Origin of the sequence: Rhodococcus sp. USK10 (genome assembly GCF_019378875.1) — a bacterium.
Classification (GTDB): Bacteria; Actinomycetota; Actinomycetes; order Mycobacteriales; family Mycobacteriaceae; genus Rhodococcus_F; species Rhodococcus_F pseudokoreensis.
This window is the reverse complement of the sequence record NZ_CP076048.1, coordinates 1-13975: the sequence shown is the minus strand read 5'-3', so window position 1 is coordinate 13975 and position 13975 is coordinate 1. Positions and strand designations below refer to the sequence as shown.

Below are 13975 nucleotides of genomic sequence, written 5' to 3'. Positions count from 1 at the left end.
TCATATGTGGACTGTAGCGACAACATCGGACCGGACCTTCACTTGTACCATTTGTGGAGTCAGTTCCCGTTTCGGTCTCGCGCTGTGTCGTCGGCACAATCGGGGCTACGCCAGACGGGCCGCCGCCTCCCCGGTCCGTGATGCATATCGGCCACCGATAGCCTGGCACAGGATGGATTGCATCGTCTTTCGTATGCTTGATCGCATCTTCGAGCCCGTACGCCCCGTGAATGAGTCGATCGTCGGGTACGTCGAGCGTTGTCAGGGGCCGGGTGCCCAGGTACCGGTCCCGGTGCGGCCGTTGCTGACGCAGAACAGGTCCTGGCCTTCGGGGGAGATGGCGATCCCGGTGGCGGCGGGATTGCAGCTCTCGCCTTCGGCGGCTTGGCCGATGATCGGCACGGACCTCACCCAGTGTGGGTGGGTGGATCCGGCGTAGGTGCATTTGAGGAAGGTGCCGTCGGCGGAGGTGGCGTGGTTGTCGACGGATGGATCGCAGTCGCCGTTGACCATGGGGGATGTGGCCGGCTCGGGCTCGTCGACAGTGGTGATGGCCTCAGGCTCGGGTTCGGTGGTCGCCGCAGCGGGGGAACGAGGGCGGGCGGAACCGGGGGCGTCGGCGTAAGGCTCGGGGCCTGCGCGGAGGGGAGGGTGTAGCTGGTGGCCGGCGACGAGTCCGTGACCGCGTCCGAGAGGGAGGTCCCGGCCGAGTACAGGATCGTCCCGGCGGCAAGTGCCTCCAGGATCCCCAGGATGAGTGCCGCGACCGCGATGGTCCGCCCGGACAGTCGCCAGAACGCGAGAATGCCGAAGACGATCGCCACGGGGAACAACCCGAGCAGCGCGGCAACGAGGGCGATCACGGCGTACGGGTTGATCGGATCAGGATGCGGCGTCGAAGCTGGTGCCGATGTCGGCCCCTTCGCCAAATCGACGGTCATCGCCCATCGCCCCAAGTGTCGACGACACGATCGCACTCGTTGCACATGGTCATCGGCCCTCCGGTAGCAACAAAGTTGGAGACGACGATTGCATCCCCGGGCTGCCGATCCTAAGTCCGCCGGCAGTGCGTGTATGCGGCGGCCGGGTGATGTTCATTCACGTGAATGACACCGTCAGGGGCGCATTTTGGGTATGAACAACACAGAAAGCCCCAGCGTCCGGAGGCAGTGGACCTCGGCCCCGCACACGATCGTGTAACCCGCTCTCCGTGGTTGCCGCGGCACGAACGGTTGGTCGGATGCATCGGCATGCCTGATGGACTGGCATGGGTGGGTGGTCGCTAGTTCCCAGGGGGCGTCGGTGGCCGAATCGGCGGCACATCAACGAAGCCTCCCGGAGCGGTCACATACATCAGAAGTCGTCTGCGGGAGAGCCGGTTTGATCTGGTTCTGTGCGTCAGCGGGTTGGAATGTTTATGCCGGATCAAACCAGACAACTCGATGAAGCGGTATAGATCGAATGAATGTATCTGCGTGTAACTCGAATTGATTCTGGCGATGCCGGTCTCGGAGGTGCGTCGGGTGCTTGCGATCGCCGCCGGTAGGGGTGACGGCGCGCCGACACCGGGCCGTTCTGGCGCCGGATCGAGCAACTCGAAGGAGTCCGACAGGCCCGGGCCTGATGTCATGGCTCTCGCGGATCCCGCGACCTGGGCCCGTGGGAGAATGGAGCGAGTCAAAATTGCTTTGACCTGCACCTATTCATGGTGCTGGGAAGATCTAAGCGCCATAAGTGGTCAATTTGGCGATAATTGTGATTACACTAGGTGTATGACACAACGAGAACGATCGACGGCAGACCATGCGCACTGACTTTTAGTCCGACAATGCCAACTGTCTTGACAAGAGCCTCAGGTTTGGCTGAGGACCCTTGTCGGTCCATCTCGAAGAGGTTCACACATGCCTACTGATCTGTTGACACGTACAAGCGAAGACACCACCAGGCTCGAAACCCACGAAGTTGCCAAGTATCTACTTGACCACTTCGGTCGCACCTTCACTGCGTTCGTGGCCGGTTCCCGGAGTCGGGCACTACCAGCGCGTTGGGCGCTGGCTCCAGGGGAGCCGAACCACGTCACCCCGGCTGTGGACAAGGTGCGCCGATTGCGCGCTGCCCACACTCTCGCTACGGCTATCGACCAGAAAGAAAACGACCAAGTGGCCAGAGCATGGTTGATCGCGGCCAACCCGCGACTTGGCGGCGCGTCCCCCGCAGAGCTGATACGCGAAGATGAGATGCAGCGCGTATTTGCAGCGGCGAAAGCGTTCCTCGAAGGAAGCTACAACGCTTAAACGGACTCTGCCAAGCGGAGACTGGCGGATGGTGCTGTCCCGTCCCGCCCTATACTGTTGATCTTGGTATAGGGCGGCGGGAGACCGGTGACACAGACAGCAACAACCAGTGCGGGCAGTGGAGAGAAGCGCATCTGTTCGCGCACCGGTCTACAGATCGTTCCCAGTGTCGGCCAAACGGTCTACCGTATCGGCGAGACCGAGTGGGGCCCGATGAACCCGCTGAAGCGTCCCCGGAGCGATGATCGGGGATCGTGGTCGCGCTGGGATGTCCCCGGACACCGCACCCTCTACGCTGCCAGCGAGGAGACTGCAGCGTTTTCCGAGGTCATCAGTTACATCGAGCCGGGCTTGCCCGCCACGCCGATGGGCGAGCTGTTCGATGACGTCGGTGATGACGACGCCGAGACCCTCGATGCCCAGATCGCCGCGGAGCTCCCTCGGCACGGCTCGATGCTGATCCCGTCAATCTCCAAAGGGTGGCGACAGGCTCGGTCTATCTATACCCTGCGTCTTCCCTGGCAGGGTTGGTTCGTGGACGTGACGGCGGCGCAGAGTATCTCGACCATCCAAGCGGAACTGCGTGACACCCTGGAGAGGCTCGGGGTCAGCGAACTCACCTTGGGCGTGATCACCGGAAACCTCGACAAGATGATCACCACCACGATCGCTGAGTGGATCCGTTCTGTTGTTCTCGACGATGGATCACTTCCGCACGGGATCGTGTACCGATCGAAATGGGGAGCCGATTGGCCCGCCTGGGCGATTTGGCTCCGCAGAGTCGATGACGGACTCGACCCCGCATCTGAACAGCTGACGTCCATCGGCCAAGAAGGCATCGGGATCCATACCAAGACGCTGGTGGACGCGGCCAGGCTCCGCAACATGCGGATCTACTGACGCGAGGATGGGCGGCGACCACCGACTGTTCCTGAACTTGTAATGAGGTAACGGATGCCAAGTAACCAGTCGACGGGGATTTTCACCGACACACCGATCACAGACATCACCCTGGACCGGCTCGATCGAAAAGCGTTCGCCGCCCAGGTTGCACGTCGTATCGGAACGGCGGGGAGCGGCCCGAGTGTGACCTTCGGGTTGACCGGTGCATGGGGCAGCGGAAAGTCGTCCGTCCTACGCATGATCGAGCAGCAGATGCCGCAGTCGTGGTCGGTTCGGTACTTCACGCCATGGGCCGCCTCCGACCCGGCGACGCTCATGGCAGAGTTCTATGCCGTGATCGGCTCCGCTCTTCCCAAGAAGACACTCGCGAAGGTCTCGAAGATGTTCGAATCGATGGCCCCAGTCGCTGCCGGTGCCGTCGCGGGCGTGCCCATGGCCGGCCACGGCTTGAAAGCGCTCATCGAAAGGGGCGCAAAAGCCCTCGATAAACCATTTCGCGAGCAGTTCGAGTCCGCGTCGAAAATCTTCGCCGACTCCGGCCTTCAGGTCCTGGTAATCGTCGACGACATCGACCGACTCCACCCCGATGAACTGAATGCCGTTCTGAAGACCGTGCGACTACTGGGCAACTTCCCCGGCATCCACTACCTGCTGGCATACGACCAAGACACCGTGTGCGAAGTCCTCGCAAAAACTCGGATCGCGGCGAACACCGACCGTGCACTGCAATTCCTCGAAAAGATCGTGCAATACCCGTTCGACCTCCCGCCCTTGCAGCATGGCCACCGTCTCCGCGACCTCACCGAGGCGCTACAGGCTCTCGAGATCGATCGTAATCTCGGCGCGATCCTGACCGGGCGCAGCCAATTCGGATCGTCACCCGCGAACAACCTTCTCGACCTTGTTCCAGACGTCGACCTGGCAACCATACGTGCGATCCACCGCCTCGTTGCGCAGTTCGACACCACGCTGATGGTGATCGGCACGGAGGACATAAATGCCGAGGATCTTCTTCTGCTGACGTTCCTTCGATTGCGCTATCCCACGCTCTACCGTCAGATCGCACGGATGAAGACGGACCTGACAGACACCCGCACGCGATCGGGAAATCAACAGGTCGACTGGTCGCCGATTCTGACGGACGTGGTGCCACAGGGTACCGACGAACAGCGTGAGCGCTTGAAACTCCTACTCGGATACCTGTTTCCCGCGACAGCATCACGAGGACTGGTTGGTCGTTCCATTGGAAGAGGCCCCGGCAGAAAACGGGTTTCCGAACCCGCGTACTTCGATCGGTACTTCGTGTTCGGAATTCCGCTCGGCGATATCAGCGACACTCAAGTCCTGCGGGGCTTGTCCGAGATGGCTAGTACGGGACAACTCGACCCCGCATCAGCATTAGGCGCCGCACTTGCCGACGAGAACACGGCTAACTTCACCGCAGACAAGGCAATCAGCCTGCTACCGGACAGAGTCTCGGAGTTCAACACCGCGAACGCGGTGTCCGCCGCATTAGCAATCGGGCGACTGATTGGAGACCCAGAATCGGCCTCGTGGTGGTCCGCACGCATTCGCCTCGCGGATAGGCTCGTCCGAGCCGCCCTCACCCAGGCTCCATCCGACGACGAGGCCCGCCAGGCCATTGTTCGTGTCGAGGCAGCATGGACACTGCCTCACGCTGTGCGAGCCCTCGCGGGAATCGATCGAACCACGCTGTCAGGACCGGAGCGCGCCGCGGTCGAGTACCTGGAAGCGAAGTCTCTCGCAGCGGCGATCGCCGACTTCGATGTCCAGGAGTCGGCCGCGGCGGGATCGGTGCTCTTTCACGTCGGTTTTCTCACCGAGGACAGCCAGCGGAAACTCCGCGAACGCGTCTATGACATCCTCCAGGGTGGCCGTCCACTCGATGATGTCGCCGCCAGGTTCGTGGGCATCAACATCGGCATCGCCCCACATGCCGGTAGGCGGACACTCGGGGACTTCTACAGGGAGCAGTTCGAGCAGGTTGTGCCCCGGCAAACCTGGGTACCGCACTTTCGACCTGCTCACGACGGCACCCCGATCCAGGTCGATGACGTCACCTTTGCGAACCGTCGACGCCGCGCCAGACAAGAACTTGCACTGATGAGTACACCTCAGTCGTGATCGTCGATGGATTGCGCTTCACAAGCGTTCGGGTGGGATGGCTTGATCGCTCCTAGCCGCGGCGATTGATGGGGGAGAATCTCGTTTGAGCGGAACTGCTCTGAGGTCGCCGCCCAGTCGCTGGGATGGGAGACCGGCAGAAGTCGGATTTGCTGGGCGTGGGTGCTGTCGTAGGGCGTGACTGCTTCGAACTTCATGCGACTGTGATCGCGGATGAGGAGCATCTCGACGATTTGGGCGGCAGTCTGTAGATCAGCGTCCGTCGTCCCGGCCTCGATCTGAGTGGGGGAGGCCACTGCACCGGCGCTGTCTCGATCCACGTAGAAGCCGCGCTGCTTGGCGAGATTCGCTTCGATCGCGGCCGGCTTCGGTCTCCTTCATGCGACGCTCGGCATCTGCCCCCGAATCTTCCTCGGTTTGGTGGTCCGGCATGGAGCTGCACTCCCCCCAGAAGGCGGCGAGCTCGTCGCCGAACACGAAAGCTTTCAAGTACTTCTTCGTGTGACTGCGCCCGTACCGCGCCAGTGCATCGACTCTGGGTGGATTCTCGTCTCCCTGGCTCCACGCGTTCTCGAACGTGTTGTAGACCCACAACGCCTTTCCTAGTGGTGTGTCTCGGATTTAGCTGATCTTTTCCAGCGCGACGCGGCCGCGCGCGACCTTGGCGAGGATGGATTCGGCGGTCGCGGTCCATTCGTACGGTCGGGGGTTTTCGTTGTGGGCATCGAGGTATTCCTCGATCGAGGCGATGAGGTGCGGTACGGAGTGAAAGACCCCGCGCCGCAGAGCTTTATCGGTCAGCTCGCGGAACCAACGTTCGACGAGATTGAGCCACGAGGAGGAGGTGGGAGTGAAGTGCAGGTGGAACCGGGGATGCTTGTCGAGCCAGTTCCGGACCTTCTCGTGTTTGTGGGTGGCGTAGTTGTCCAGGATCAGGTGGATTTCCAAGTCCTTGGGCACCTCGTGGTCGATGGTGCGCAGAAATCGCAGGAACTCCTGGTGGCGGTGGCGGGGCAGGCACTGGCCGATCACGGTGCCGGTGAGGACGTCGAGTGCGGCGAACAAGGTGGTGGTGCCGTGGCGCTTGTAGTCGTGGGTCATCGTCTCGCCGCGGCCCTTGATCATCGGGAGCGAGGCCTGGGTCCGGTCGAGGGCCTGCACCGACGACTTCTCGTCCGCGCACAACACGATCGCCCGCTCGGGCGGGTTCAGATACAGACCGACGACGTCGACGAGCTTGTCCTCGAATCGCGGATCGTTCGACAGTTTGAACGTCTCGACCCGGTGTGGCTTGAGTCCGCGAGCGGACCACACCCGCTGGACGGTGTCCTTGGAAACCCCGACCGCCTCGGCCATCGTCCGGCAACTCCAATGAGTCTCGCCTTTCGGGCGGTAGTTCTGCGTCAGGTCCACGATCTCATCGATCTTCTCCTGCGGGATCGAGGGCTTGCGACCACGACCCTTGCGCACCTCACCCAACCGCGCCATGCCGTCCTCGGCGAACCGCGCCCGCCAGTTCGCCACCGACCCCGGCGATACCGACAATGCCTGCGCGATGGCCGTGTTGGCCATGCCCTCGGACGCCATCAAGAGCGCCTTGGCCCGCACCACCTCCCGGTGTGCACCCGACTGCGACCGCGCCAACGACTCGAGCACAACGCGCTGCCCATCGGAAATCTCCAAAGCGGGTACCGGATTCCTCATGTACGGATTCTATCGAATCGATCGACAATTATTTGCGAGACACACCACTAGCTCCTCCTGAGCGAGAACGGTCAACGACCTGGCACGCCCGTACGACTCGGCAGCTAGCAAGACGTGGGCATCGGCAATCAGCGAGGCCGCATTATCCATCAACGCCTTCCAGAACACCCGTGCTTCCCTCGGAGCCATCTCCACCATGCGACAAGTCTGCCGGACGGCACTGACACTGCCGCGGCACGCGCTGTCGACGCATTTCGAGGCCCGGATCGCTGGTAACGATGGTAGATGCCGCCACACGAGCGGGCAGACATCCGTATTTATCGGTCGGCGCGCCACTCTCATAGGATCAGTACCTATGCCGGTGAACGAGTATCTGGAGCGAGTGCGGCCTGCAGTCGACGCACTGAACACCTTCCGAGGAACCCTGACCGCCGACCTGGACGTCGACAGCGGTGGGTTCAGATATTGGGCTGGGCAGTTGGACTGGAAGACACGCGTTCTACTGGCGGACTACTTGCTCCAGACTGTCGCTGGCGCCGCCGAGGCACTGACGTCGGCTTCACTCGCCGCAGTCGACCACAAGGAAAATGCGCACGCCGAAAACTACGCGGTGAGACAGGCTTGGCGAGAACTGAACCGCAGGTCCGCCCATCGACCTTCGACTGAGCAGTACCTCGCAGCCATGCCTCGCGGCGCGACCGTGGATCGTCGTGCGCACCGTGTGGTTGCATCCGCCGAACAGTGCTTCTTCCACCTCGGACAGGGACTTGACCGCATCGCTGCGGCGATCATCATTGTGGGAGGTTACGGCAGCAAAGATGTGGTAGAAGCCGACTGGACGAGGATCGAGAATCTACGAGCCACCGCAGGTAAGCCACCTCAGATTCCGAAGAACCGGTTCGACTACCCCGCAATTCTCGCAGCGGAGACGCCCGGCGGCGAAATGCAACGTCGGCTGCTCGCAGCGACTGATCCCACCCCGTATGGGCCGAGCGCGTGGCTCTCATGGTTGCGTGACACTCGGAACGCGATGACCCACCGATCGCCGTCGAAGAAGATGAACGTCATGGTGGACGGTGGCACTTTCACGAGAGTGTTCTATCGTCACCCAAAATGGAGCGAGATCCAGTCATTCGTCTACTCGGCTCAGAACGATGGCAGTGGACGCCGCGAGCATCAACTGGCCTTTCGTCAGCAGTTCCTGATGAAGGCCAGCACAGATGTGCTCGATGGCCTATGCGCTTCGGTGACCACGATGGTGGTTCATATCATCGAATCGATGGAGCAGTGTTGGGCAGCCCGAAAGGCCGATCCTCGGCTTGTAGTACAGCACGCTGTCCAATGGTCGAAAGTTGAACCGAGAGTTACCAAATCTTCCCAGTTCGATGGATACGGCCGAACGCTCGAACCGAAACTCGATACCGTGGCGTTGAATCCTGCGGATTCTCTTCGGTGGCAAGCCGCGCGTGTCCACGACAGTAGATGGACAGACTGGAACAGATGATGGAGTCGTAAACCGACAACGTTATCGGATCCAGATCAATGACAGATCCCACTAGCCCGGTGGTGTTGGTGGACGAGGAGCTGGCTCTGGCAGCGCCGGCGCCGGCGCCGGCGCGTAGCGAACCACCCCAGCCCCGGTTGCCGGCGCCTGTGGGGTGAGAGGGTGCGGGGTATGACTTTCCGGCTGCCGACCACCCTCGCGACGGACTCGGACGCTGCGGCGATCGCGGCACTGAACCGGTACTACGGCCACCCGTACCTGGGCGACGACGCCTACGTCGGCGCACACTTCGACTCCTGGTCCAGATCCCCCCGACCGCGGCGCGGGCGATCCTGCACACTCAGGCGGAGGCGCTGAACGCCCTTCTGACGGGGATAGGTCCGGATCGGGACCTGGTTCGACGAACCGGACCCGCTCGCCCCGGGGTGGCCCGCCTGGGACCTGGAAACGGCCTTGTGGGCGTTGCCGGGTATCGGCCGGACGAAGGCGACGAAGCTGATCGCCCGCAAACGTCCCCAGCTGTATCCGATCTGGGGTGCGTCCAGCAGAACACGAGAGGAGTGGCTATGAGTTCGAGGTAGTCGATCTTGTCGTGTTCGTAAGCTCGTCGTCGCTTGCCGGTGGAAGTCCGGTCCGGGTAGCTGCCAGGAGGCCCGGTAGCAGACTGGCGGCTCGGTCTGGAAACGGGTCGGGTCGGAGCCCAGTGTCGAAAGCCCTGTAATAGGGGGAGCGAAGATGCGGTCCGTAGCATGAAGCGAAACCTGCGGCGTCGTTAGGGTATCCCGCCCTTGGGTGGGGAAGAGGGAGTGCCGAGCCCGCTCCATCAGGGTGAAGGCCACGGAAGGTGCCCAAGACCTGGAAATGCAGGCACCGAAGGACTCCTCGGCGTATGGGGTGCGGAACGTATCGATAGTGGCGGCGGGAACTGGAGAGGCCCTCCCCGGCCCGGGAACCTGCGGATTGGTGTTCTCCGGAGCAGCGTGCCCTATAACCGGTAATCCGGGAAGTGGGTGGCGTGCCGGGTGGGCGTCGGAGGCGGCCGTAGTACTGCTTGAGCCGAGCGGACAACATAACCGCCGGTGAGGGAAGGGCCGCTGCTTCGTCGAGGTGTATTGCTGTTTTGGAGGGGCTCGGTGAGTGTCCAGGTGACTAGTTCTGCCGCTGCGGGATCTTCTCCCGCAGATCCGGTTCGTGCCTTGCAGCATGCGCTGTACCGGGCGGCCAAGGCCGATCCCGGGCGACGGTTTCATGCGCTATGGGACAAGGTCTGTCGCAGAGACGTCCTATGGCGTGGGTGGGTTGCGGTGCGCGCGAACGAGGGCGCACCGGGTATCGACAGGGTCACCCTGGTCGAGGTCGAGGAGTACGGCGTGGTCCGTCTGCTCGACGAGTTGGCCGACGAATTGAGGCAGGGACGGTATCGGCCGCTTCCGGCCCGGCGGGTGTTCATCCCGAAACCGGGTGTGGAAGGCGAGTCGAGGCCGTTGTCGATTCCCTCGGTTCGTGACCGGATCGTGCAAGCCGCGATGAAGATCGTGCTGGAGCCGGTGTTCGAGGCGGACATGTTGCCGTGCTCGTTCGGGTTCCGGCCGAAACGTGGTGCGCACGACGGCCTGCAGGTACTCATCGATGAGTCCTGGCGGGGCCGCCGGTGGGTGGTCGAGACGGACATCGCCAATTGCTTTTCGGCGATTCCGCACGAGAAGTTGATGCAGGCGATCGAGGAACGCGTCTGTGACCAGTCCGTCCTCAAGCTGCTGCGCGCGATCCTGCGTGCGGGGGTGATGGAGGATGGGCAGCTGCGGCGCCCGGTGACGGGCACACCACAAGGCGGGGTGATCAGTCCGTTGCTCTGCAACGTGTATCTGCACCGGATAGACCGGTCGTGGAATGCGCGAGAGCACGGCGTGCTGGTTCGCTTCGCCGACGACGTGGTGGTGATGTGCAGATCGCGTGAACAGGCCGAGGCCGCCTTGGCGCGGTTGAGGGCTGTGTTGGCTGAGCTCGGTTTGGAACCGAAGGAAGCCAAGACGCGGATTGTGCATCTGGAGGTCGGTGGGGCCGGGTTCGATTTCCTCGGCTTTCACCACCGGCTTGTTCGGGTGACCGGACGTCGCAACAGCAAGAAGTCGGTCACATTCCTCGCTCGCTGGCCCGCGGACAGGGCCATGAGGCACGCCCGTGACCGGGTCAGGGAACTGACCCGCCGGTCGCGGTTGCTGCTTCCGGTCGAGGTGATCGTGGCGAAGGTGAACCGTTTTCTGCGCGGCTGGGCCGCGTATTTCCGGTACGGCAACTCCGCGATCGCCTTCGAGAAGATCATCCACCACGCGTGGACACGGGTGGCGCTAATTATTGCCAAGCGCCACAAGCGTTCCCGCGAGTATGGGTGGTCGGTGCTGGCGTACCAGTCTCCGGACCATCTTGGGCTGATCTCGCTGTCGGGAACTGTCGTCGCTCCCAGGCCTTTCAAGGCTTGGCGGGAGAGACCGAATGCCGGCGGTGAACGACGTCGGTAAGCCGTGTGCGGGAGAACCGCATGCACGGATTGACGGGCGGGAGCTGGAAACGGAGCACCCTGGCCACGGCCGTGAAGAAGAACAGTCGAGCGGGAAACCGTTCTGCTCATTGGCTTCGCGACCTACAGTCAGGATCTGCCACCGCGCCAGCTCTCGACCCTACACTCCGTTGTCAGTCAGGTCCTGGGCACCGAGCGAGCGCATCTGAATCCGGTCCGGGAGGCCCTCCGGGCGGACGACGGGGCGTTGCATCACCGGTTGCTGTCGATCCGCGGGGAGGCCGGCCTCCCCGACGAGATCTCCGTACTCCGCGTGTTTGGTGTGATCGCGTGGATGGATGGCAAGAACCGCGGTCTCGGCGAGGGCTCTGACCTGGGAAGGTGATACGTCCCGGGGTGGCCCGTCAGTGGGCGAGGTCGATGATGGGTGGTGTGGACGAGGTGACACCCGGGGGATCGGGTAAAGGGTTGCGGATTTCGCTGGGCGTCATCGCGGGTCTGCTGGTGGGGTTCTTCTGCTATGTGCCGGCGGTGATCTTGTGGCAGCACTTCTTCGAGGTTCCACGACCTCGGGTGTATCCGCACGGGTCGTTTACCTCGTTCGGGCCGGATCCGCCGCCGGCCGGGTATTGGGTGAGCTGGGCGGGGCCGGCGGTGCTGGTGGTGGTGTTCGGGTTGGTGACGGTTCCGTGGCGCGCTGCCCGGCAGTTCGCCGTTCCGTTTGTGCTGGCGTTTATGCCGATCGCCGCGTTGGCGGCGTGGTTCGTCATCGGGATGGACCTGTTCTTCACCCCGGACTGAGCGTGCCGCGTGGCCCGCACCAGATTTCCGTTTGTTGCCAGGGTGGTCGTGAGACACATCGTGGCAGGGGCGCGGGGAAGCGAGTGATGCATGATCGACATCGAGATCGGACGCACCCCGACCGGCGGGAGGCAATTCCCGATTGCCTTTCGGCTCGAGTTCATCCACCAATGGGATGCTGCGACCGCTCGGGGCGCCAGGACCAGGTTGCTGCGCGAGCACAACCTCACCCGGGCCACCGTGCGGCGTTGGCTGCGCAGCCGTGACGAGGGAGAATTCACGGGACTGACGTCGGTCACCCGAGAAGAGAGGTCGCTGCGCCGAATGGAGAACGCCGACCGTGCCGAACTGGCACGACTACGCAAGGAGAATGCGGCACTCAAACACAAGGTCGCCCAGGGTGAGGCCGTGCAGGAAATTCTGGGAAAAGCGTACGAGCTCTTGGAGGGGATTACCACGAGCTCGACGACCGACGACGAACCCGAGATCCCGCCGGCGCTGCTGAGCGCCACCGAGTACGCGAACTGGCTCGAACGCAACAAACTGTACTGATCGAGTTCGTCGACGAGCTCGCCGCAACCGGGATCGGGGTCCGCGCCGCGTGTGGGCTGGTCGGGCTGCCACGCTCGACGTACTACCGGCTCACCCGCAACTACCGGCACTACCGGCCGGTGACCGACCCGATACCGCAGAAGAAGCGACGGCAACCGGCCGCGCTGACCGCCGATGAACGCACCGCCATCATCGCTGTGCTCGAATCCGACGAGTACGCCGAACTGTCTGTGGTGCAGACGTATTGGCGGGCGTTCGACGCGGGAAGGGTCGGTTGCTCGGAGCGGACCTTCTACCGGGTCGCGACCGAACAGAACATGGTCGGCGATCGCCGACGCAGGAAATACGGTGGTGGCTCAACTCCTCGGCACAAGCCGATCGTGCACTGCGGGCGGGTCGGGGACTTGTGGTCCTGGGATGTCACCGAGCTCCGTGGGCCCCGCACGCAGGACCGGTACAAGCTGTATCTGGTGATCGACGTGTTCTCTCGGTATCCGGTGGCCTGGAGGATCGAGTACACCGAGAACACCGACCTGGCGGTGCAGATGTTCGCGACCGCCATCGCCGAACACGGGGCGCCGGGGGTGGTGCACGCCGACAACGGATCGATCATGCGTGCCCACACCCTCGTCGATGCGCTTGCGGGCGACGGTGTGCTCGCCTCGTATGCCCGGCCGCGGGTCAGTGACGACAACCCGTTCTCGGAGTCGTTGTTCAAGACCATCAAATACGACCTGAGCTGCCCGCTCGTGTTCGACAGCATCGACCATGCCCGCGACTGGACCGCCGGGTTTCTCCACCGCTACGCCACCGAACACCGCCACAGCGGACTCGGCCGCCACACCCCGGCGGCCATCCATGCCGGCACCGCTGCCCTCGACCGGCAACGGCGCCAGCAAGCGCTCGACCGCTACTGGTCGCAGCATCCCGAACGGTTCCGGGCCAGACCGGTAGCACCAGCCCTTCCCGGACCGACGGGAATCAACACCAACGTGTCTCAGACAGGTTGACAACTTCCGTTTCCTGGGTGCGGGCCGCGGCTGTGTGGGGGTGTGATGGTGTTGTGACCTGGTGTGATGACATGTCCCCGGTTTGTGATGTGGGGTCGCCGGCGACCTGTGTGGTTCAGTGCCGGCGCCGGGGTGTGGAGGGGGCGCGGGTGTCTGTTTCGTCCGTTTTGGAGCCCGATTTTGAAAGTTGTTGTTCAACAACATGTTTGAGTAATCAATTGGGTAATAATACTTTACATGTGTTGTGCACAAACTTGATGTTGTAAGTTTCGTAATCTGTTGTAAATCAACAGATTTAGGTGTTTCTGGGGTTTTGCCTGTTTTTGGTTTGTGTGAGGTGGGGTGGTATGCTTTTGGGTATGACATGGAGCGGTGCGGGAAGGCGAGTGGGCGGCGAAGCAGGAGCCACCTCCGCGTCCCCAGCCCCGTTGGGGTGTGGGGGACCGGATCGAACGTTCCGATCAAAGATGCAGGTGAGAACCTAATTTCGGAAACGCAGAGGAGCGAAGCGACTCGATCGACGGCAACGGGAATCGACCCACTG

14 protein-coding genes are annotated in these 13975 nt (G+C 62.7%); 10 read left to right on the top strand and 4 right to left on the bottom strand.

The genetic code is table 11. The features are described 5' to 3' along the window. Positions 1-261: 261 nt before the first annotated feature. Positions 262-513 (bottom strand): hypothetical protein, encoded by a 252-nt coding sequence (locus tag I1A62_RS07025; RefSeq protein WP_219458335.1) that lies wholly within the window; start codon positions 511-513, stop codon positions 262-264. 1388 nt (positions 514-1901) lie between these two features. Between I1A62_RS07025 and I1A62_RS07020 the strand changes: the two genes are divergently transcribed. The 3 genes from I1A62_RS07020 to I1A62_RS07010 all read left to right on the top strand — a co-directional run bounded on the left by I1A62_RS07020 (position 1902) and on the right by I1A62_RS07010 (position 5342). Further along, the gene (locus I1A62_RS07020; RefSeq protein ID WP_213570950.1) at positions 1902-2294 is read left to right on the top strand and encodes an antitoxin Xre/MbcA/ParS toxin-binding domain-containing protein; all 393 of its coding nucleotides are present in this window, start codon (positions 1902-1904) and stop codon (positions 2292-2294) included. Positions 2295-2381: 87 nt separating this feature from the next. Continuing rightward, positions 2382-3194, top strand: a complete 813-nt coding sequence (locus I1A62_RS07015; RefSeq protein WP_257890704.1) for an RES domain-containing protein — start codon at positions 2382-2384, stop codon at positions 3192-3194. Between the two features lie 54 nt (positions 3195-3248). Further along, positions 3249-5342: a P-loop NTPase fold protein gene (locus tag I1A62_RS07010; protein ID WP_219458334.1), complete on the top strand. Its 2094-nt coding sequence runs from the start codon at positions 3249-3251 to the stop codon at positions 5340-5342. Here I1A62_RS07010 and I1A62_RS07005 read toward each other — a convergent pair. The 3 genes from I1A62_RS07005 to I1A62_RS46150 form a co-directional block, all read right to left on the bottom strand. Continuing rightward, a complete protein-coding gene (locus I1A62_RS07005; protein WP_257891003.1) occupies positions 5333-5698 on the bottom strand; it encodes a hypothetical protein in 366 nt (121 codons plus the stop codon). The two genes, I1A62_RS07010 and I1A62_RS07005, sit on opposite strands and share 10 nt — an antisense overlap. A gap of 265 nt (positions 5699-5963) precedes the next feature. Further along, positions 5964-7046 carry an IS630 family transposase gene (locus I1A62_RS06995; protein WP_219458332.1) on the bottom strand — a complete coding sequence of 361 codons (1083 nt, stop codon included), beginning with the start codon at positions 7044-7046 and terminating at the stop codon, positions 5964-5966. A gap of 9 nt (positions 7047-7055) precedes the next feature. Beyond that, positions 7056-7235: an AbiV family abortive infection protein gene (locus I1A62_RS46150; RefSeq protein WP_257891002.1), complete on the bottom strand. Its 180-nt coding sequence runs from the start codon at positions 7233-7235 to the stop codon at positions 7056-7058. A gap of 166 nt (positions 7236-7401) precedes the next feature. On the opposite strand from I1A62_RS46150, the gene I1A62_RS06985 reads away from it, so the two are divergent. The 7 genes from I1A62_RS06985 (at position 7402) to I1A62_RS06955 (ending at position 13431) form a co-directional block, all read left to right on the top strand. Then, on the top strand, positions 7402-8550 hold the full coding sequence (locus tag I1A62_RS06985) for a hypothetical protein (protein ID WP_219458330.1): 1149 nt from the start codon (positions 7402-7404) through the stop codon (positions 8548-8550). Positions 8551-9003: 453 nt separating this feature from the next. Then, the gene (locus tag I1A62_RS46145; RefSeq protein ID WP_308340762.1) at positions 9004-9120 is read left to right on the top strand and encodes a DUF6308 family protein; all 117 of its coding nucleotides are present in this window, start codon (positions 9004-9006) and stop codon (positions 9118-9120) included. 626 nt (positions 9121-9746) lie between these two features. Continuing rightward, positions 9747-11069 (top strand): group II intron reverse transcriptase/maturase, encoded by a 1323-nt coding sequence (gene ltrA / locus I1A62_RS06975; protein ID WP_257890703.1) that lies wholly within the window; start codon positions 9747-9749, stop codon positions 11067-11069. Between the two features lie 102 nt (positions 11070-11171). Next, the gene (locus tag I1A62_RS06970; RefSeq protein ID WP_308340785.1) at positions 11172-11453 is read left to right on the top strand and encodes a DUF6308 family protein; all 282 of its coding nucleotides are present in this window, start codon (positions 11172-11174) and stop codon (positions 11451-11453) included. Between the two features lie 47 nt (positions 11454-11500). Next, positions 11501-11869 (top strand): hypothetical protein, encoded by a 369-nt coding sequence (locus I1A62_RS06965; protein ID WP_257890702.1) that lies wholly within the window; start codon positions 11501-11503, stop codon positions 11867-11869. A gap of 90 nt (positions 11870-11959) precedes the next feature. After that, positions 11960-12421, top strand: a complete 462-nt coding sequence (locus tag I1A62_RS46140) for a hypothetical protein (protein ID WP_256973529.1) — start codon at positions 11960-11962, stop codon at positions 12419-12421. Next, positions 12394-13431: a DDE-type integrase/transposase/recombinase gene (locus I1A62_RS06955; RefSeq protein WP_219461081.1), complete on the top strand. Its 1038-nt coding sequence runs from the start codon at positions 12394-12396 to the stop codon at positions 13429-13431. The genes I1A62_RS46140 and I1A62_RS06955 overlap by 28 nt, the downstream gene beginning before the upstream one ends. The last annotated feature ends 544 nt before the right edge of the window (positions 13432-13975 follow it).